Source organism: Pediococcus sp. EKM201D (assembly GCF_011800215.1).
GTDB lineage: Bacteria > Bacillota > Bacilli > Lactobacillales > Lactobacillaceae > Pediococcus > Pediococcus pentosaceus.
Genome location: NZ_JAALFK010000001.1, coordinates 325,120 through 344,180, shown reverse-complemented (window position 1 = coordinate 344,180; position 19,061 = coordinate 325,120). Strand labels below are relative to the sequence as shown.

Here is a 19,061-nt window from a genome sequence, read left to right as displayed (position 1 = left end):
GGGAGGCTATCTATGTTTCAAAAGGTTTTAGTTGCTAATCGTGGTGAAATCGCGGTCCAAATTATCCGCGCCTTACACGAAATGGATATCGCTGCAGTTAGTGTCTATTCTACAGCTGATGAGAATAGTTTATTCGTTAAATTAGCGGATGAAGCCGTCTGCATTGGAGGGCCTCAACCTGCTGATTCATATTTAAACATGTTTAATATTATCAGTGCTGCCGTCTTAACTGGCTGTGATGCGATCCATCCAGGTTACGGATTTTTATCCGAAAATGCGGAATTCGCTCGATTATGTAAAGAAAGTAATCTGGTATTTATTGGACCGCACTATAAAACCATTGACTTGATGGGAAATAAGTCTCGGGCGCGTGAAACGATGATTAGTGCGAATGTTCCGGTTATTCCGGGAAGCAACGGCATGGTTCGCGATTTAGAGAATGCCATGGTGGTGGCTAAGCAAATTGGTTATCCAATTATGCTTAAAGCTGCTGATGGTGGTGGCGGAAAAGGGATTCGTCGAATTAATTCACCAGAAGACCTTAAAAAGGCTTATCAAGAAGCGAAGCGGGAAGCTGAAACTTCTTTTGGTAATTCTGATTTATACATTGAAAAAATCATTGAAAATGCTAAACATATTGAAATGCAAGTTATTGCAGATCAGTTTGGTCATTATGTATTTTTACCTGAACGTGATTGTTCGCTGCAACGAAATAACCAGAAAGTAATTGAAGAAACACCATGCGCCACTATTTCACATTCTGAACGCGAAAGTTTAGGTGATATTGTAGTTCGGGCTGCAAAGGCCATCAATTATTATAATACTGGTACAATTGAGTTTTTGATGGATGAAAATCATAATTTTTATTTCATGGAAATGAATACTCGACTTCAAGTTGAGCATACAGTTACTGAAGAGGTAACGGGAATTGAATTAATCAAAGAACAAATTAAGATTGCTGAAGGATTGAAACTTGATTTCAGCCAAGCAGACGTTGAAATTTTAGGCCATGCAATTGAATGTCGAATTAATGCCGAAGACCCAAGCAATGGTTTTATGCCATCGGCGGGGACCATTAAGCATCTATTTTTCCCAGATGGAACAATGGGTGTACGCATTGATTCGGGAATTACATATGGTAGCATGATCCCACCATTTTACGATTCAATGATTTCAAAAATAATTGTTAAAATGCCAAATCGGGTTCAAGCGACTAGAAAAATGCGTCGTGTTTTAGATGAATTTGAAATCGAAGGTGTAACTTCAAATAAGGCATTCTTAGAGGCTTTACTAGTTGATAAGGGATTTGAACAAGGATTGTTTACGACTAAATATATTGAAAATGTCTTTTTGAAAGAGTGGTTAAGTAATGCAAAATAAATTCTCACTTCCTACTCAAGATGAAATTGTTAAGCGATTGAAGAAAATTCCAGAAGGTTTGTGGCGCGAATGTTCTAATTGTCACGAAAAGTTTTATTACCGTCGCGCAGGGGTTTATGAAGTGTGTCCTAATTGTGGGTATGGTGCACGGCTAGGTTCTCGTAAACGAATCAAATTACTTTGTGATGAGTTTGAAGAATGGGACAAAGCAATGGCTACTGATCCTACTAATATAGACGATGAAAAGTACAAAAAGAAACTGGCTACAGGGATTAAAACGACTCACGTTAATGAAAGTGTCCTCACAGGAAAAGCTAAAATTGGTAACAATGAATTTGCTATTGGAGTGATGGATTCACGCTTTATCATGGGTAGTTTAGGTCAAGTGACGGGGAGTAAAATTGCACGAATGTTCCAGGAAGCGACTCGGCAACATCTACCAGTTATTATGTTTACTGCTTCAGGTGGTGCGCGAATGCAAGATGGAATTCATTCATTAATGCAAATGGCCAGAGTTTCTGATGAAGTTGCTCGTCATAGTGCGGAAGGCTTATTATACATTGCAGTTATAACCGATCCTACTACAGGTGGAGTTACAGCTAGTTATGCCATGCAAGCTGATATTATTATTTCAGAACCAAAAACATTAATTGGTTTTGCCGGTCGCCGAGTGATTGAACAAACGATTAATCAGAAGCCACCTAAGGATTTTCAACAAGCCGAAACGTTACTTAAAAATGGATTCTTAGATGATATTGTTGAACGACCAAATTTAAAAGAATATTTGAATAATCTTTTAAATTTACATTCAGATAAGTAAGTAGGGATAAAAATGGCAAAAACAGCATATGAAACAGTGACTGCTGCTCGCAGTAAGGATAAAGTTGCAACTGCTGATTTGATAAATAATATTTTCTCGAATTTTACGGAATTCCATGGAGACCGTCAATTAAGTGACGATCCTGCTGTGATTGGTGGAATCGCTCTATTGAACGGTACACCAGTAACCGTAATTGGTACCCAAAAAGGTAAAAATACCGCTGAAAATATTGAACGTCATTTTGGAACTGTTGAACCTGAAGGGTATCGAAAAGCAGTACGTCTGATGCAACAAGCTGAAAAATTTAAACGACCAGTAATTACATTTGTTAACACACCAGGGGCTTATCCAGGAATGGATGCTGAGTATCATGGTCAAGGTTCAGCAATTGCTAACAGTTTAATAGTGGGGATGGAACTTCGTGTCCCTTATATCAGTATTATTGTTGGTGAAGGTGGTAGCGGAGGTGCATTGGCTCTGGCTACCGGTGATACAGTTTGGATGATGGAAAATAGTATCTATTCAGTTTTATCACCTGAAGGTTATGCTTCAATCGTTTGGAAGGATTCTAAACGTGTTATTGAAGCTTCTGAGGCTTTAAAATTAACTCCAGAACATTTACTTGAAGATGGAATTATCGATAAAATTGTTCCAGAAGTTGTTGATCAAACTAGTACACAAAATTTAAAACAAATGTTAGTTACAGAAGTAAATCGTTTAAGTCAATTTTCAGCTGATGAACTCGTGCAGCGACGACATGAACGATTTAGTAAATTCTAGAAGAGGGGTTATGCAGTTGGAAGGAATTCTTAGTGGAAAAACCATTGTCATTATGGGTGTAGCGAATAAGAACAGTATTGCTTGGGGTTGTACAAAAGCAATCATGGATCAAGGCGCAAAAGTTGTATTAACTTACCAAAATGACCGGATTAAAAAAAGTTTAAATAAAATTGTGGACGATTCAATCGCATTGGTTGAATGTGATGTTTCAGAAGATGCCAATATTGAAAAGGCCTTTAAACAAATTGAAGATAAATTTGGTAAGGTTGATGGTATTATTCATGCGATTGCCTTTGCTGACAAGGAAACTCTTGAAGGTGGAGTTTTAAATACCAAAAAAGAAGGTTACAATCTAGCTCAAGATGTTAGTGCTTACTCATTGATTGCTGTTTCACGCTATGGTGCGGAAATCATGAACGAAAAGGGTAGTATTGTGACGCTTACATACTTCGGCTCAACTCGTGCAATTCCTAACTACAACATGATGGGAATTGCTAAAGCTTCACTTGAATCCAGCGTACGCTACTTGGCAAGTGATTTAGGTGACCGTCATATTCGAGTTAATGCTATTTCAGCTGGTGCAATTAAGACACTTGCTGTTACAGGTATCAAGCATCATCGTGACTTGCTTAAAGAATCTCAAAGCCGTACAGTCGATGGTGAAAATGTAAGTACTAGTGAAGTTGGAAATGTCGCTGCATTCCTTGTTAGTGATATGGCAACTGGTGTAACCGGTGATGTTATTTACGTTGATAAAGGCGTACATTTAATTTGATTTATAATCATGCAAAATAAAACGAGACAATACCTTATTAAAATAGGGCTTGCCTCGTTTTTTTGTTTGATGTGGTCATGGTATCGTCTCGTAATCTCACGTATTTGTGTGGGATTTTGCGTGGGATTTGTGGGATTATTAAAATTTACCGTGAATCTCATCAGAAACCGCTAATATGGAGCTTTCGTTTGATCTGAAATATTTATCAGTCATTTCTGGTTTAGCATGACCAAGCCATTTCATTACCGAAATGTTGTTGATGTTGTTTTGCAAAGCAACCGTGGCGAAATAATGACGGAGCATGTGAGGGTGAATTCTAATATTGCATGCTTCGGATACTTTGGAAAATAACTTATTAATGTAAACAGGTGCCATTGGTAAACCAGTACCTATTGAAACAACCACATAGTCATCTGGTTTTATTGTTTGCTTTTGACTCAGACGTATTTTCTTAGAAAGAAACAATACATTTTCAATATCTTCGTTCATATCTTGGTTAGCAATGATATAGCGATAAGAAGATGTTGTTTTTAAATCTGATCCATTTTTAGCAATAGGGTTACGAGCACGGTCAAACAGTATTTTATAGCGAACCGTATCCTCATTAGATAGCTTTTCAAAAGATTCATAACGTAATCCTAACAACTCACCACGGCGTTCACCGAGGGCCAGCAAGCGAACAACTGAATAGTAATAAGGATTCAAGACTTTTTTTGCCGTCTTGAACCACTTTTCATAATCTTCTTTTTCAAGAGTCATACTTTTTGGTGCTTTCCCATCTGGCAAGTCAATGTGCTGAATCTTGTTTTTAACGATGTAATCATTATATTCTGCATAATTCATGATAGATTGATACAATCCGTTAATATCTTCAATATAAGCTTTTGAAAGCCCACGGTCAGCAAGTGAGTTAATGAACGCTTGATAATCAGCCCGATTCATTTTTGATATCTTGGTATCAGAAAAAACATTTTTAATATATTTTTTAAAATAAAGATTAGAAACGTGAACTGTTGTTTTTCGCCATTTCCCAGATTTAAACTTAAGCTCTTTCATTTCTTCGTAACATTGTCCAATGGTCATATTAGCTTGATTTTTAGGCTTGATTTTATCGGCATACAAATCAGCATTGAATTTATCTAATACTATCTTAGCGTCAGAAGCGGACTTTAAACCACTTCTCGTGAACTCTTTACGTTTTTGTCCAACGAGTTGGTAAGTACGACGGACGCCATATTTATATTTTTTGTCACCGTTGTTTTTATACCGGTAAATATTTGGTTTATTTTTAAGGGGCTCCCATTTTGGCATATCTAAAAATTCCTTTCTTTGTGTATATTTAATTCAAAAATACAAACATATGTTCTTTTTGAGTTCAAAAAAATAAGCCATTTGGCAGATTTAAAATTATTCAAACGTAATTTCACTCATTGAATCTTCTAGGTCTTCTAAAACATTGTTTTCTTCAATAAACATATTCCACTTTTTATCATCAGAACTTTTGATTGCTGATTTAAGTTTATCGAATATGTTATCTAAGACGGTACTAAACATTTTATCAGCAGCTCGTTCAACTTTAGTTTCGTTCCAGCGCTTAGCAAAAGGGCGCTTCTGATTTTTTTCATTCTGGTAATCTAGAGCTTTTTCCATAAATTTATCTTTAACACCTGAGTTTGTCTCGAGATATTCTAGTAATTCTTCTTTATCCATAACTGGTACCTCCAATATTATTTAGTTAATTCCCACATACAGAGTTGAACTGTATCAAGTCACCGGAGTGGGGGAAGAAAGAAAATATTTAATTACCTGTTTGATAATGATAGCCAGACGGAAGAGGTTCGCCTGGGCTTAATCTACGAGAATGTCCTTTTCGTGTTGCCCAAGTATAGCCATCTTCAACAGCCCAGCGGATACCAGTAGTATTATTGGTAGATGCAGCGGCATTGTTGGTAGCAGTGCTTTTTTGCGTAGATACAGCTTGTGCAGCCGATTCGCTTGCTCGTCGAGCACTTTCTGAAGCTGCCTTGGCGGCTACTGCTTTACTTTCTGCAATTGAATTTGATTCAGCAACACGTTGTGCCGATTCTGAACTAGCTTTTTTGGCTACAGATTCTGATGCTTTTTTTGCTTCTTCAGCTTTCTTAATACTTTCGCTTTCTGATTTTGAAGATGCAATAGATTCTGATTTAGCAATACTTTTCGCTGAATTAGAATGCTTATTATTATCTGTAAGCGTTGCACCATTTTGCTGTGTGTCTTGACCAGAAGCTGAACTAGGTGAATTTACTGCAGCACCAAAGAAAAATAAAATAAGTGTTAATATAGCAATCCAACGTGTACGCAAAAATTTGGTTTTATTTGCGGGTAGTGCATAGGGAGGTTTTCTTTTTAAAATATATTTATAACTTGCAATATATAGAACGTAGATTAAACCGATAGAGCCCAACAATTTAAATAAGTTAAGTTTAAAGATTAAAATAATTGTTAAAATAATAGCGAATACAATTAACCAATTTTTATAAGGTTTCTTTTTATTCGGCGACATATTATTAATATCTGGTTTAATGCTACTTTTACTTTTAGTTTTATCAGGGTAATCCTTGACATATGAAATACCTGTTCCAGAAATTGTATTAGTAGTACGTGTACCACCATTAGCCTTTTTTGTATATCTAAATCCTTTAAAACCAGTACTCCAACCAATCCCCGATTTACTAAAATTCATTCTGAAATACTTGCCCAAATTTAAACTTTTTCTGTATCTCCAACCCAACGTAACTCCTCCTAAAATATGTACAGCTTTTTAAGTCTTCAGTTTTTGGACTTTGAAATTCATTCCCACCAACGGAATCGAACCGTTGCAAGTCGCCAGAGTGGGGTAGTGTTATTTGTTATAAAACTTTTCTGGATTAGTGGGATCAAAGTTCTTAAAAAATATTGAGGCCGAAACAATTTTACCATCACTATTACGTGATTCTTCAATAGTATAATCACGATTCAATTTGTCAGAATGGTAGGTAGTTCCACTCACGTAATCTAAATCATCATTTGTTACTTCTTTATAATTGCTCATAGCTGTAGCATCGTGTACAGGAACGTAGTCACGTTTGAATGGAAATTTAATTGATACGACTCTGTCATTATCATCTGTAGATAGTAATGCGTGGCCTTGTTTATAGAATCCGTAATCATCTTTTTCAAGCTTTTTATTTATTTTGTCTCCCATACGTACGGTTTTTAATTTGGGTTTTGAATCATGAAAGCAACCGCTTAGGACTAGCAATGAACAAATAACTCCCATAAAAACTATTAATTTCTTCATATTGACTCCTCCAAAAAGTCAGCTTTTAAGATCTTCAGGTTTTGGACTGGATACATTAATCGTAGATAATATTTTTGACTAGCGGCTCAAACCAAACAGGTAAATTAAATTCATCCATAAAGTTTGCCCAATTTCTCTGTTCTTTAGGTATATCTTCATATATTAATCGTGAAATTATATGGATTGCTCGTTCATTTGTTTCTCTTTCTTCCTTATTTTTAATATAGGGGGAGAAAGTATATAAAAATGAAGGTTGAGAGAATTGAATATGACTAATTTCATGGGCCAATCTAAAAGCAACACTTATTTCACAATCAAAATTACCATTCAAATTTATTATTTTACGTTTACAGAAAGCAACATCTGGATCTGAAATATTTCCTTCAATTTCTCTAATCTTAATCCCTGATTTACTTGCTATATAAATAAGACGTGCTAATAAATCATCATGCATAAACTATTCACCACGTTTTTCAGCTCTGAGCATTGTTAACAGAGCTTTTTTATATTCTTCAGATAGTGGTTGACCGTCAAACATGGCCATTCCTTCTTCTGATAAAGCCTTATCTAAATCAACGGTATTCATATCGTCATCCGCGGAGTTAGGATTATCAGTATTTCCAACCAAGTAATCAGTAGAAACGTCCAAAACATTGGCGATACCCTTAAGCTCTAAATCACGTGCAGGGCGTGTGCCAAGCTCTATTCTATTAAGAACTGAGCGATTTATATTGATTCTACTTGCCAATTCTGTTTGTGATATATTTTTAGATTCTCTAAGTTCTGCAATTCTACGACCTATTTTTATTTGTTCTTCTTCTTGTTTTGTCAAGGTATATCATCTCTTTTCGTTTCTATATTAGCAACAAAATAATAACATCATTTCTGTTTCAAAACACAAAAAGTTCTAAAATAGAAAAAAAGTTATTGACTTTTCTGTTTTAGAACTATATTATAATACTTGTAAGTTGCTAAAACAGAACAAGGAGGTAGCAAATGATTAATTTAGAACTTATTAATTTTCAACAGAAAAAGTTGCATATTTCTGATGAAGAAATGGCAAAAGCCTTGGGATTCAAGAATCGCTCAACTTACTATAAATACAAAACTGGATCATATGCATTCAAAGCGGATATGTTACCACAGTTAAAAGTGATGTTGAAAATACCATACTCAAAATTTTTTACAAAAAGTAGTTCTGAAATAGAACAAAAGGAGGTGACAGCATGAATATTAACCAAGCAAAGGCGATGCATTCACAACTAGGCATGACTCAGTGGTATGAGCTATGTAATGACTGGTTAGGTGAAGAAGACATCTTGCGTGCTATTAACCCACCAAAGATTAATGGCAAGAAAGCACCAAGTATGATTCCAGAACTAGCATTCCAAGGTATGTGCCGTGGTGCTATTCCGGAATATGCGGTCAAAAAAAAAATTAATGCAATGACTGTTCCTATGGTTATTTAGCTTATGACTTAATTATAGAAAAATCCCACGTGAACAAAAATCCCACGTGGTACACAAAAAGAAGGTGTAAGCATTGGTAATAGAAGACGTTACAGCTGAATTAGATAAGTGTTTAAAAAGAAAGGAATTAAGTCGAACAAGATTTGCTGAATTAATTCACGTTTCTAAACAAGCAGTTTCTAATTGGTTTTCAAGTGATGAACACAAAATACCTGTAGACAAGCTTTTGTATATAGTTGACGTCCTAGGCGATGAACGATTTAGGTTTGTCGTTGCGGACTACATATTAGATACAAGGCTGCTTACTGAGAATAGCTACGGTAAGGATCCGTTATCTCAATTTGTGAGAGTTAACAAAGAAGAAAGCGAACGAAGAATCCTTAACGAACAGGTAACGGAAATACTTGCTAAAACTGGATGGAGTCAAGATGAACATGACTTTTTGATTAAGTTCAGGAAAGAACTATCAGAAGAACGACAAGCCGAGAATGATTTTGCGATTGCATTAGATTTGGCACTGGAGGTGGTTTAGATGGCAGCAATTAGCTTAGATGGGATTGATCAAAAGGTAGCCGACAGAGTGGTTGAATTAATCATTCCAAAGATAGAAGAGCGGATAAATCAAACGCTTAAGTCCGATAAATTACTGACGCAAGACGAAGTGATGGAAAAATTACATGTTAGGTATGGGCTTTTCAAAAGAGATTATTATCCTACAATGCCGCACATTGGACATGGTAGAGGAATTCGATATTCAGAAAAAGCCATCGATAAGTGGATTGAGGAGAACCAAGAAACTTTAATTTAAGGAGGATATGAAGATGATATTTATTTTGAAACTAATCGTGATTGCTTTAGCGTCATCACAGATGGTTAGTCTGTTAAGCGATCCGAAAGATGATGCTAAGCGTATTGAAAAATTGGAAAGGAAAGGTAATCACTATGTTAATTGATTGCACAAAAAAATCCCGTACGCCAATACGAGATTCAAAACATTTCACAACATTTGATACATCAATTCTACCACCGAAGGAAGGTGCTGTACATGCCTAACGGGGATTTAATGGAATCATTCTCACAAGCGGAGGACGCTTATCTAGACCCAGACCAGTGCCAATCATATGTAGAAAATACGGAGGTAGAAGATGATGAGTAATGTACAAAATGAAAACACTGCAGTAGTCGAAACAGAGAAAAAGGTTGTGTATGAGGTTAATGGTGAATCGGTAACTCTTTCAAGAGCTATGGTTAAAAATTATTTAACGAGTGGAAATGGAAATGTGAGTGACCAAGAAGTAACGATGTTCATCCAGTTATGTAGATACCAACATTTGAATCCATTCTTGAATGAAGCTTACTTGGTTAAGTTTGGCGGTAATCCAGCTCAAATTATCACTTCTAAAGAAGCCTTTATGAAAAGGGCTGAATCAAACGTTAATTACGATGGAATTGAAGCAGGATGCATTGTTGAACGTAAAGATGAAATTGTATATACAAAGGGAGCATTTACGCTTAAATCTGACAGGATAGTTGGTGCTTGGGCGGATGTATTCCGTAAAGATCGTGAGCATCCAACACATGTTGAGATTGCATTCGAAGAATTTAACAAAAACCAAGCTACTTGGAAAAGTATGCCAGCTACTATGATTCGTAAATCGGCTATGGTAAATGCTTTACGTGAAGCATTTCCACAAGATTTAGGGGCGCTTTATACAGAAGATGATAAGGATATTAACGCAACAAAACGTTCAAATAAAGTTGAAGAACGTAAGGAAGTAAATAGCACTGAAGCTGGTAATGTACTTGCTAACAAATTTGCGAATGTTCAAAACGCTAAGCAAGTTGAAGAAGTAAAAGAGGAGGTAGCAAACGATGGCAGTCAAAACGAAGAGCAAACAACCGCAGCTGAATAAAGAGAATTACTACGATTTATCAACTGAAAGTTATATGTCCTTCTCTTTGTATAAACGATTTAAGAAGTGTGAGTACGAGGCGATGGCTTATCTTAACGGAGAAATTCCAAGTGTTGATGAGACTAACCCAGCACTGTTGATGGGCAACTACCTTCATACTTACTTCGAATCTGAGGAAGCCCATAACGAATTTATTGAAGATAATTCAAACGAATTAATTAGTTCCCGTGGGAAGAACAAAGGACAGTTAAAAAGTAACTATGTTTTAGCTGACAAGATGGTTAAAGCTTTAGAAAGACAGAACTTGTTTAAGGGTGTTTATCAAGGAAAAAAAGAAGTTATCCTAACTGGCAAAATGTTTGGAATGGATTGGAAAGTTAGAATTGATTGCTTACATGTTCCTAAAGATGAAAATGACGTAGCTTACTTCTGTGATCTAAAAACATCACGGAATTTACATGCCAAGTTCTGGGATAACGAACTAAGACAATGGAATCCGTTTGTTACAGCTTACGGCTATGATTTGCAGATGGCGATTTATCAAGAAATTATCCGTCAAAATTATGCTTTGAAATTTGCACCATTTATTTTTGGAGTTTCAAAAGAAGATGTACCAGAAGTTCTAGGGATTGAGTTCAAGCAAGAAGAACTAGACGATGCACTGCTCGATTTAGAACAGAGAATGCCACATATCATTAAATTAATTAAAGGCAAGGTTGATCCAGAACCTTGTGAGAAATGTGACTTTTGTAAAAGTAGACAACAAATTAAAGGATTTGTTGATATAGATTCATTATTGGATTAAGGAGGCTGCTATGAAAGAAGAAGAACCAAGTTATTTTTCAATTATTCCAGCAAATGTTAGATATGATAATCGTCTACCAGCAAAAGCAATTCTTCTATATAGCGAGATTACAGCATTAACTAAAAAAGATGGGTATTGTTGGGCTTCTGATACACACTTTGCCAAGCTATACAAAGTATCAAATACAACGGTCCAAAATTGGTTACATGCGTTAGAAAAATACGGTTATATCACTAGAGAAGTAGTTTATCGTGAAGGAACTAAACAAATTAAAAATAGGTATATAAGAATTTTTGAGTACCCTACCCAAGAAAATTTGGGTACCTACCCAAATAAATTTAAGAACCCTACCCAAGAAAACTTGAGAGGTAATAATAAATCTAATAATAAATTTAATAATAAAAATAATAATAAACCGTCAAAACCACCTAAGCCGGTGGCTGACCGTGACCATTTCGAATCATTGTGGAAGCTGTATCCGAATAAAAAAGGCAAAGAATCAGCATGGAATTCATACAAACAATCGATTAAGACTGGTGTTACTGACGATGATATTCGACAGGGTATTAACAATTACCTAGCTGAGATTAAAGCTAAGCAGACACCTAAGCGCTATATCAAACACGGTCAGACGTGGTTCAAACAAAAAGGATGGCAGGATGAGTACGATAGTACTCCAGAGGCTCCTGTAAACGGACGAAAGACTGTACAACGGGAAACCTTACCAGAATGGGCCCAGGACAACAGCATCAATCAACCAGCTAAAACGTCTAAACCTACTGTTAGTCCAGAAGAAATTCAACGGCAGTTCGAAAAACTAAAAACGATAAGAGGGGGATAAGCAATGCAAAGAGCAAGAGCCGTGATGCGTAGTGGTAATTTAATAATCCACTTGGATGAACCACTTAATCAAGATCACCTAGAAACCGTCGCAGGTTCAACAGACCAGTTCTATATTGATTTCGAAGTGGCCGACACTCGTAAAGCCAGTGCCCAGCAACGGCGATTGTTCTTTGCTTTATTGCATGATATTGAGGTCTGGTCGTTTACGCCGAAGGATTATCTCAAGGATATATTCTACACACAGTACGAAATCTATACCGCAGGCAAGTCTATTAGCCTGTCAGACGGCACAGAATCGTCCGTTAGCGATGCTAAAAGGCTACTAGACCTAGTTATCGATTTCATGTTCGAGTGGCATGTGCCGTTTAAAAAGGGCTATGAGCTACTACCTAGAGACCAGCGATATTTTTTGTATCAATGCTGTAGGCACCGAGTTTGTACGATTTGTTCTGAGTATGCAGATATCCACCACATCGACGTGGTTGGTAGGACAAATAGAAACAAAGTGGACCACACTAAACGCCACGTAATGGCATTATGTCGAAAACATCATGAAGAGATTGAACACATCGGACCCGTTCAGTTCTCAAGAAAATACCATGTTCCAGTTGAGGGTATCAAACTAAAACTTGAAGATTTGAAGAAATTAGGAATTAGGGGGAATTACGGTGCTGAAAATGAAAATGTTTTGTAATGATATAGAGTTATTTTTCTATGACTGGTATTTGAGACACATTAAGAAACCTAAATGCCTTGTATGCAAGGAAATAGCAACATTGCAACTTGACTGCGGACCGGTGCTTTGGATCTTTGAAAATTGTGCTCAAATTCAAAGTGAGTTAGCTAGTGAGGAGGAATCTAATGATTAATCGAACAGTATTAGTAGGCCGGTTAACTAACGATCCGGAACTAAAATACACAGGCAGCGGTGTGGCAGTTGCAACTTTTACAGTAGCTGTTAATCGGCAATTTACTAATTCGCAAGGCGAACGTGAAGCGGATTTTATTAGATGCCAAATGTGGCGCAAAGCTGCTGAAAACTTCTGTAACTTCACTCGCAAAGGTTCATTAGTTGGAATTGATGGACGAATTCAAACTCGCTCATACGAAAATCAACAAGGAACACGAATTTTTGTTACTGAGGTTGTAGCTGAGAACTTCTCGCTACTTGAATCTAAAAATAGCAGTCAAAATAAACCTCAAAATAACGGACAAAATTACCAGAATCAACAAAATGGTCAATCATCACCTAACAGAACTCCTAATGATCCATTTAATAGAATGCCGGATATCAAGGGTGACGATTTACCGTTCTAGGGAGGGTTAAAAATGATTAAACATTACATTACTAAATACTACGAAGACGATAACTTATATGCAGAGTCCTGGATACAAATTAATTTATTTAACAAGTCATGGTGTGTATCTAAAAGAAAAATAAAAATATCCTTTTAGGGAGAGTTAACAATGACATTTAAAGAAAGACAAGCATTAAGAAAACAAGCAACTATTGAATTGAATCTAGGAAACAGTGATAAATATGAAAAACTAATGCATAAAGCTCGTGAAGCAAGACCGAATTATAAAGTGCCTAGTCAAGCAATTTGGGGAAGCGACAACGCTAAAGTTATTGAGCGTAGGAAGATGGTCAAGAAATTGCTAGAAACAGGGTATGACAACAAAGAAATAATTGCCAAGTGCGGTACAACAGATACAACCATTAGGAAAGATATTAGGACGTTGAAAGAATTGGGCACCATTAAAGATAAGTAGGAGGTTGAATATGTTTAAAAAATTAAAGAAAATGCTTGCAGGCGAATCAACAAATACCGAAGACCAAACTTACAAATATGTCTATAACTACAATTATACGTTTACAACTAATTGTAGTTGCGGATGTCAACCAGATATTGAACAGGCTGAAAAGTTGATAGATATGGCAAAGATAAACGCTGCTAAAGAAAAATAACAGGAGGCATTATGGAATTAACAGAGGAAGTTCGTATATATTTCTTTAATCATAATGTGGGAGTCCTAGACACGAGGATTACTAGAAGTCGATTTGTATATATCGAAACGGATGATCTACATTCTATGTATCGTTACTCTTTGGAAAGTCCAGAAATGTTGCAACATGATGTTGGCCATAATGAATGGCGGGACATTTGGCTAGGAGTAAGACGGGAGCAAACAGCATTGTTTTAGGGGGATAGCGATGAGTAAGGGATGTATTTGGCTCTTATTAATTATTGGATCATGGATAGCAGTAACTAAAGTAATTTGGATAGCTGCCAATGCAATTACTTTTTTAGGTAAGGCTTTGCTATCTATATTTTGACAACAAAAAAGCCACAGCATCCGCTGTAGCTATAATTACTCGACAACCAATTATAACATACAGGTGGGTGGAGGTTATGGACGTTATGACATTACCAAAGTTAAATGAAAAAGCTACAGGGAATCAAGTAAAAGGTTTTTTTAGAAGAGAGTATCCTAGAATCGCCAGACTAGCAGGAAAGAATCCTACAGAACTTAAATCTACTAATATCGATGATATGCCAAAGGCTCCTCAATATGGAAATCACGTTGAAGATAACGTCATTGAATTTTCAAATAATCAGTTGGAATACTTAAGAGTCGTTAATGCAATTAAGGGATGTTCAATGATTTCACAACAAATCATCTTATACGATTTAATTCAAGGTTACAACGTAGGTTGGGTTTCAGCAGCATTAAAGTATTCGCCTCAAAGATACAACGACTTAAAAAAGTACGCTATGAATGAATTTGCTGATACATATGAGTATTGGTCCGGAGAAGACCTGCATGTTTATTTTTAAAAATCAGATTTTTATTGGATTTTTATCAGATTTTCATCAGTGCATTTATACGAAAAATGGGTGTAAATTAGTATTATCGAAAGTTAGCAAGTAAGAGGAATCCTCCAATTCTTTGAATTTAGACAAAACCACCCATGTTGTTGATGTGCAAAGCTAACTTTCGATTTGTAGATGTAGCTCAGTTGGTTAGAGCATCTGACTGTTAATCAGAATGTCGCAGGTTCGAGACCTGTCATCTACGTGGGTACAGCATTTGAGATTGTATAACTTAATTTTTAGTATAGACCTTCCAAAAACTATGAAGTAGACTTACTTATATATGAAACTGTTTTGGAGGGTATTATAAATGACAAATTTTTTAGGATGGTTGATAAGTGGCTTACTGCTTTTAATAGTTATTTTTATTAAAAGGTTACCTTATATGTTAGAAAATAAAATATTGCAGAAACAAAAGTCTAGAGATTCGCACGAGCTTCAAATAGAATCTTATTTTAAAGAATTAGGCGGAAAAGAGCAAAAAGAAGTTCTTGAAGAATGGACGAAAATTTTAACTTTCATGAAACCAATTAAGGATCCTGATAAACTAAGTAATTTAATTCATCGGACGGTAATTTATGGTTCAACCAATTCAATAAAAATATTATCGTTAATGGCGCAATATACTTATACAGATATGAAGAAAGATTTAGAAAACAATAATAAGTTTATGATTTACGTAGCATTCTTATGTTGTAGTTTGAAACAAGATTTTTCAGGGCAACATATTGATCCTCTTACTTTACTAAAAGTGAAAATTAGTGATATTAAGGAGTCAGAAGAGGAATATACTAATTCAATTAATAAAATAAACAAAGAAATAGCTAATTTGTGAGGTGGTAGATTGTTTAATATAGAGTTTTCCACAGATTTCATATTTAGCGGACTAATACTCATTTTTATTTTTACAATAATATTTTTTGCAATATTGTATTTTATCAATAAAAAATAACATTAAAGTCACATAACTTAATTGTCGTGTGACTTTTTATTATGGAGGCAAATTTGATGGTGCTATTTTTAGCAAGTTTTATATTAGGAGTGATTGGGTTGTCATTAGGAATGTTTCAGCTTGGGTATAGTAAAGGAAGAGAGCACCAATGTAAACATGAAGATGACTAAGTACGGCTGGTGTAGTCAAACAGAGATAAAAATATTTGGTGAACTAGACCGAGAAATTAAACAAAAAAAGAAGGACGATTCTAAAAAGGATCGTCCTTTTATTGTGCCCAAAGAAAAAAGAGAAACTATCAAGATTGATTGGAAATAGTGTCAAAGATAAAAATTTCATCTGATATAATTAACCTAATAGAACATTTAGGAGTGTACTTAATGAATTTTTTGAAGTGGTTATGGAAACATTTATTTATTATTATCATTGCAACAGTAGTAACTATTTTTATGGGATATTTAGCAATCAGATGGATACGATATAATGACACATATCTATATCGATATTTATTTCAAGATAGTAATGGAAAATTTGCATGGACGGGTTTTACAGCAATTATTGCAATAATTACATTAGCTATTAATGCTTGGGATAATCGTAGAAAATTTAAAGCAGATTTGATTTCGAAAAGTAGGATCGCTTGGATTGAAAATGTAAGAGAAAAAGTTGCACAATTAAATACGAAACTGTCAGAAATAAACTATCTAGTTTCTTTATATGAAATTTCCTCTAAAAGAGTAGAAAAAGTAACAAGTCGAAAGGAATGGGTTGCTTTTAATAATAATTACGAGTTGGAATTGGAAAATATGGATCCAATAGAAAAAAGGTTAACTGATAGTTACGAATTCGAAAAAGAATTTGCCCGAAACGAACCGTTTCACGAAGAATTTCTTGAAATAGAAAGTGAAGCAGAAGATATTCGAAAAAAGCTATTATTGAGGTGCGATGAATGTATTGCGCTAAATAATAATATTGAGTTATATTTTTTGGGATCAAATTCAGAAGATATTAATATTAAGGAGGGATTGAATAAGTTATGTGGGAGCTTGAAGTATATACTAAAGTTAATTAATAAAGATAGCAATCGCAAGACAGTAACACATATTAGTACTAGCTCTGAAGATGTTAAAAATATAAACGATGATATAGAAAGATATTTGAAAGCTGAGTGGGAGAGAGCAAAAAAAGGCGAATAATTAACGTTGAAAGTCATGTGAATAGGCATGGCTTTTTTTAGTACTCAAAAGGAGGCGTGGTGATATGTAATGACAAGGAAGTTGACTAAACAGCAGCGCAAATTTGCTAATGAATTCATCAAAACTAACAATGCGTATCAATCGGCTATAAACGCAGGCTACTCTAAGGCTTACGCTAAAAATGCTGGCAAGAAATTGTTGGAAAATGGTGGAATTCAATCTTATATCAACAAAAAGGTTGGAAAAGTAGAAGAAAATGAATCAAATGCAGCTGATGAAGTTCTTCGAAACATCTATCGGATTGGCGCTGGCAAAGAGATAGAAAGACGATATGTCAATATTGATAACTTAAAAAAAGAAGCGCTAGATAATGATGAATCACTGAATGCTCGTCTTGAGTATATGGAAGACACGACCATAATTGGTCCAGCATCAGTTAAAGAACAAGTTTCAGCAGCTGAATTGTGGTTTAGATTGCATGGTGATTTCAAAAATGATAGTGAAGAGATTGAGAAACAGAAGGTACGCAAGCTTAAAGCCGAGGCTGATATTGCCGAAGCACGTGCTCAAGAATATGATCCAGAAGATGTTGGAAATGATAGTGATGGATTTATAGAAGCGCTAAACAAGGGTGCTAAAGAAGTTTGGGGTGATTCAGATGAAACTGAAAGCTAAAGTATTTCATTTTACCCCGTTTTCAGTGAAGCAGAAACAAGTCTTAACGTGGTGGCGAAGTCCTAAAGTTAAGGACCACGAAGCTATCATCTGTGACGGCTCTGTTCGTGCTGGTAAAACGGTAATTATGTCGCTGTCTTATGTGATGTGGGCCATGGAGACGTTCAATGAAGAACAGTTTGGCATGGCTGGTAAAACGATTGGCTCGTTTAGACGTAACGTTTTACGCCCGCTTAAACAAATGTTATTAGGAAGAAGATATAAAGTGGTTGATCACCGTACGGATAATATGTTTGAAGTATCCAAGAACGGTAAGGTTAATTACTTTTTTATTTTTGGTGGTAAAGATGAAGCTAGTCAAGACTTAGTTCAAGGGTTAACCGCAGCAGGATTCTTTTTTGATGAAGTGGCTCTGATGCCACAGTCATTTGTTAATCAAGCAACAGCTCGTGTTTCTAAAACAGGTGGTAAGTATTGGTTTAACATGAACCCAGAGGGCCCTTATCATTGGTTTAAATTGAATTGGATTGATGATTTAAAAGGTAAGCGAGCATTGCGAATCCATTTTCGAATGGAGGACAATCCATCTCTATCAGAAGAAGTCATCGACAGGTATAAACGTAACTACTCTGGTGTGTTCTACCAGCGCTATATTTTGGGCTTGTGGGTAATGTCAGAAGGAGTTATATACGATAACTTCAATAGAGAAACAATGGTCGTTAGCGAGCCACCAGGGCGTTGTACGAAGTATTACGTGTCAGTCGATTATGGAACTCAAAACCCTACAGTATTTCTAATGTGGGGTTTTTATAATGGCGTCTGGTATTGCTTAAAAGAGTATTACTACGACGGACGACACAGCGCATGTCAGAAAACAGATGACCAGTATGCGAATGATTTAGATGAGTTTGTCGGTAATCTGAACGCCAGGATTATTATTGACCCGTCTGCAGCTTCTTTTATTGCGGTGTTAAGAAATCGACACTACCGCATTATCAGAGCTAACAACGACGTGCTTAATGGGATTCGTGAAACACAATCAGCAATGAACAACGGACTGATTAAGTTTACGGACAACCTACCTAATTTATTTAAAGAGTTAGCATCGTACATCTGGGATGATAAAGCATCCAGCAACGGCGAAGACAAAGTTATTAAGGAACATGACCATGCTATGGATTCAATGCGTTACTTTGTCTACATGGTACTAAGACACAACAACAAAGCTAAAGTTATCAAAAATAAATACTTTTAA

The 19,061-nt window shown here is 35.7% G+C and carries 30 protein-coding genes and 1 tRNA gene; 25 read left to right on the top strand and 6 right to left on the bottom strand.

Annotated features, from left to right (window positions below):
- Window positions 1–12: 12 nt before the first annotated feature.
- From HFC68_RS01725 to fabI, 4 genes are read left to right on the top strand one after another with little or no spacing between them, the layout of a single operon-like run.
- Window positions 13–1,380: an acetyl/propionyl/methylcrotonyl-CoA carboxylase subunit alpha gene (locus HFC68_RS01725; protein ID WP_011673309.1), complete on the top strand. Its 1,368-nt coding sequence runs from the start codon at window positions 13–15 to the stop codon at window positions 1,378–1,380.
- The gene (locus HFC68_RS01720; protein ID WP_002833591.1) at window positions 1,370–2,200 is read left to right on the top strand and encodes an acetyl-CoA carboxylase carboxyltransferase subunit beta; all 831 of its coding nucleotides are present in this window, start codon (window positions 1,370–1,372) and stop codon (window positions 2,198–2,200) included. Before HFC68_RS01725 ends, HFC68_RS01720 begins: the two co-directional genes overlap by 11 nt.
- A gap of 12 nt (window positions 2,201–2,212) precedes the next feature.
- Window positions 2,213–2,980: a carboxyltransferase subunit alpha gene (gene accA, locus HFC68_RS01715; RefSeq protein WP_002833592.1), complete on the top strand. Its 768-nt coding sequence runs from the start codon at window positions 2,213–2,215 to the stop codon at window positions 2,978–2,980.
- 16 nt (window positions 2,981–2,996) lie between these two features.
- Window positions 2,997–3,755: an enoyl-ACP reductase FabI gene (fabI, locus tag HFC68_RS01710; protein WP_002833593.1), complete on the top strand. Its 759-nt coding sequence runs from the start codon at window positions 2,997–2,999 to the stop codon at window positions 3,753–3,755.
- Between the two features lie 138 nt (window positions 3,756–3,893).
- On the opposite strand, the gene HFC68_RS01705 is transcribed toward fabI, so the two are convergent.
- The 6 genes from HFC68_RS01705 to HFC68_RS01680 all read right to left on the bottom strand — a co-directional run bounded on the left by HFC68_RS01705 (window position 3,894) and on the right by HFC68_RS01680 (window position 7,909).
- Window positions 3,894–5,066 carry a site-specific integrase gene (locus tag HFC68_RS01705; protein ID WP_167399603.1) on the bottom strand — a complete coding sequence of 391 codons (1,173 nt, stop codon included), beginning with the start codon at window positions 5,064–5,066 and terminating at the stop codon, window positions 3,894–3,896.
- Window positions 5,067–5,162: 96 nt separating this feature from the next.
- Window positions 5,163–5,465: a hypothetical protein gene (locus tag HFC68_RS01700; protein ID WP_029257881.1), complete on the bottom strand. Its 303-nt coding sequence runs from the start codon at window positions 5,463–5,465 to the stop codon at window positions 5,163–5,165.
- Between the two features lie 88 nt (window positions 5,466–5,553).
- The gene (locus HFC68_RS01695) at window positions 5,554–6,528 is read right to left on the bottom strand and encodes a DUF4236 domain-containing protein (protein WP_167399602.1); all 975 of its coding nucleotides are present in this window, start codon (window positions 6,526–6,528) and stop codon (window positions 5,554–5,556) included.
- 111 nt (window positions 6,529–6,639) lie between these two features.
- Window positions 6,640–7,077, bottom strand: coding sequence for a hypothetical protein (locus HFC68_RS01690; RefSeq protein WP_159251094.1), 438 nt, complete (start codon window positions 7,075–7,077; stop codon window positions 6,640–6,642).
- 55 nt (window positions 7,078–7,132) lie between these two features.
- Window positions 7,133–7,531, bottom strand: coding sequence for a hypothetical protein (locus HFC68_RS01685; protein WP_069825264.1), 399 nt, complete (start codon window positions 7,529–7,531; stop codon window positions 7,133–7,135).
- A gap of 3 nt (window positions 7,532–7,534) precedes the next feature.
- Window positions 7,535–7,909 carry a helix-turn-helix domain-containing protein gene (locus HFC68_RS01680; protein ID WP_081332163.1) on the bottom strand — a complete coding sequence of 125 codons (375 nt, stop codon included), beginning with the start codon at window positions 7,907–7,909 and terminating at the stop codon, window positions 7,535–7,537.
- Window positions 7,910–8,073: 164 nt separating this feature from the next.
- Here HFC68_RS01680 and HFC68_RS01675 point away from each other — a divergent pair, with 164 nt between their 5' ends.
- From HFC68_RS01675 to HFC68_RS01585, 21 genes are all read left to right on the top strand, one after another.
- On the top strand, window positions 8,074–8,307 hold the full coding sequence (locus HFC68_RS01675) for an XRE family transcriptional regulator (protein WP_069825265.1): 234 nt from the start codon (window positions 8,074–8,076) through the stop codon (window positions 8,305–8,307).
- Window positions 8,304–8,546, top strand: a complete 243-nt coding sequence (locus HFC68_RS01670) for a hypothetical protein (protein WP_167399601.1) — start codon at window positions 8,304–8,306, stop codon at window positions 8,544–8,546. Before HFC68_RS01675 ends, HFC68_RS01670 begins: the two co-directional genes overlap by 4 nt.
- A gap of 73 nt (window positions 8,547–8,619) precedes the next feature.
- On the top strand, window positions 8,620–9,078 hold the full coding sequence (locus tag HFC68_RS01665; RefSeq protein WP_229564423.1) for a helix-turn-helix transcriptional regulator: 459 nt from the start codon (window positions 8,620–8,622) through the stop codon (window positions 9,076–9,078).
- Window positions 9,079–9,354 (top strand): helix-turn-helix domain-containing protein, encoded by a 276-nt coding sequence (locus HFC68_RS01660; RefSeq protein WP_167399600.1) that lies wholly within the window; start codon window positions 9,079–9,081, stop codon window positions 9,352–9,354. It abuts the gene before it with no gap.
- A 13-nt stretch (window positions 9,355–9,367) separates the two neighbouring features.
- Window positions 9,368–9,499 carry a hypothetical protein gene (locus tag HFC68_RS09320; RefSeq protein WP_256677761.1) on the top strand — a complete coding sequence of 44 codons (132 nt, stop codon included), beginning with the start codon at window positions 9,368–9,370 and terminating at the stop codon, window positions 9,497–9,499.
- Window positions 9,500–9,691: 192 nt separating this feature from the next.
- Window positions 9,692–10,459, top strand: coding sequence for a phage recombination protein Bet (gene bet / locus HFC68_RS01655; protein WP_229564422.1), 768 nt, complete (start codon window positions 9,692–9,694; stop codon window positions 10,457–10,459).
- Entirely contained in the window at window positions 10,419–11,264 is an 846-nt protein-coding gene (locus HFC68_RS01650) for a PD-(D/E)XK nuclease-like domain-containing protein (RefSeq protein ID WP_229564421.1), read from the top strand. Before bet ends, HFC68_RS01650 begins: the two co-directional genes overlap by 41 nt.
- A gap of 10 nt (window positions 11,265–11,274) precedes the next feature.
- A complete protein-coding gene (locus HFC68_RS01645; RefSeq protein ID WP_167399599.1) occupies window positions 11,275–12,105 on the top strand; it encodes a helix-turn-helix domain-containing protein in 831 nt (276 codons plus the stop codon).
- A gap of 3 nt (window positions 12,106–12,108) precedes the next feature.
- Window positions 12,109–12,801, top strand: a complete 693-nt coding sequence (locus HFC68_RS01640) for a putative HNHc nuclease (protein WP_167399598.1) — start codon at window positions 12,109–12,111, stop codon at window positions 12,799–12,801.
- 167 nt (window positions 12,802–12,968) lie between these two features.
- Window positions 12,969–13,424, top strand: a complete 456-nt coding sequence (gene ssb, locus HFC68_RS01635; RefSeq protein WP_167399597.1) for a single-stranded DNA-binding protein — start codon at window positions 12,969–12,971, stop codon at window positions 13,422–13,424.
- A 150-nt stretch (window positions 13,425–13,574) separates the two neighbouring features.
- Entirely contained in the window at window positions 13,575–13,880 is a 306-nt protein-coding gene (locus HFC68_RS01630) for a DeoR family transcriptional regulator (RefSeq protein ID WP_159276381.1), read from the top strand.
- A 10-nt stretch (window positions 13,881–13,890) separates the two neighbouring features.
- Window positions 13,891–14,076 (top strand): hypothetical protein, encoded by a 186-nt coding sequence (locus tag HFC68_RS01625; RefSeq protein ID WP_159276383.1) that lies wholly within the window; start codon window positions 13,891–13,893, stop codon window positions 14,074–14,076.
- Window positions 14,077–14,087: 11 nt separating this feature from the next.
- Window positions 14,088–14,312, top strand: a complete 225-nt coding sequence (locus HFC68_RS01620) for a hypothetical protein (RefSeq protein ID WP_160208596.1) — start codon at window positions 14,088–14,090, stop codon at window positions 14,310–14,312.
- A gap of 10 nt (window positions 14,313–14,322) precedes the next feature.
- Window positions 14,323–14,445, top strand: a complete 123-nt coding sequence (locus HFC68_RS09315; protein WP_256677763.1) for a hypothetical protein — start codon at window positions 14,323–14,325, stop codon at window positions 14,443–14,445.
- A gap of 85 nt (window positions 14,446–14,530) precedes the next feature.
- Window positions 14,531–14,947: an ArpU family phage packaging/lysis transcriptional regulator gene (locus tag HFC68_RS01615; protein ID WP_167399596.1), complete on the top strand. Its 417-nt coding sequence runs from the start codon at window positions 14,531–14,533 to the stop codon at window positions 14,945–14,947.
- A 167-nt stretch (window positions 14,948–15,114) separates the two neighbouring features.
- Window positions 15,115–15,188: transfer RNA gene (locus HFC68_RS01610), tRNA-Asn, on the top strand.
- A 105-nt stretch (window positions 15,189–15,293) separates the two neighbouring features.
- Window positions 15,294–15,818: a hypothetical protein gene (locus HFC68_RS01605; protein WP_141822593.1), complete on the top strand. Its 525-nt coding sequence runs from the start codon at window positions 15,294–15,296 to the stop codon at window positions 15,816–15,818.
- 237 nt (window positions 15,819–16,055) lie between these two features.
- On the top strand, window positions 16,056–16,253 hold the full coding sequence (locus tag HFC68_RS01600) for a hypothetical protein (protein ID WP_167399563.1): 198 nt from the start codon (window positions 16,056–16,058) through the stop codon (window positions 16,251–16,253).
- Window positions 16,254–16,315: 62 nt separating this feature from the next.
- The gene (locus HFC68_RS01595; protein WP_141822597.1) at window positions 16,316–17,131 is read left to right on the top strand and encodes a hypothetical protein; all 816 of its coding nucleotides are present in this window, start codon (window positions 16,316–16,318) and stop codon (window positions 17,129–17,131) included.
- A 69-nt stretch (window positions 17,132–17,200) separates the two neighbouring features.
- Window positions 17,201–17,806 (top strand): terminase small subunit, encoded by a 606-nt coding sequence (locus HFC68_RS01590; RefSeq protein ID WP_167399595.1) that lies wholly within the window; start codon window positions 17,201–17,203, stop codon window positions 17,804–17,806.
- A complete protein-coding gene (locus HFC68_RS01585) occupies window positions 17,790–19,061 on the top strand; it encodes a PBSX family phage terminase large subunit (RefSeq protein ID WP_167399594.1) in 1,272 nt (423 codons plus the stop codon). The genes HFC68_RS01590 and HFC68_RS01585 overlap by 17 nt, the downstream gene beginning before the upstream one ends.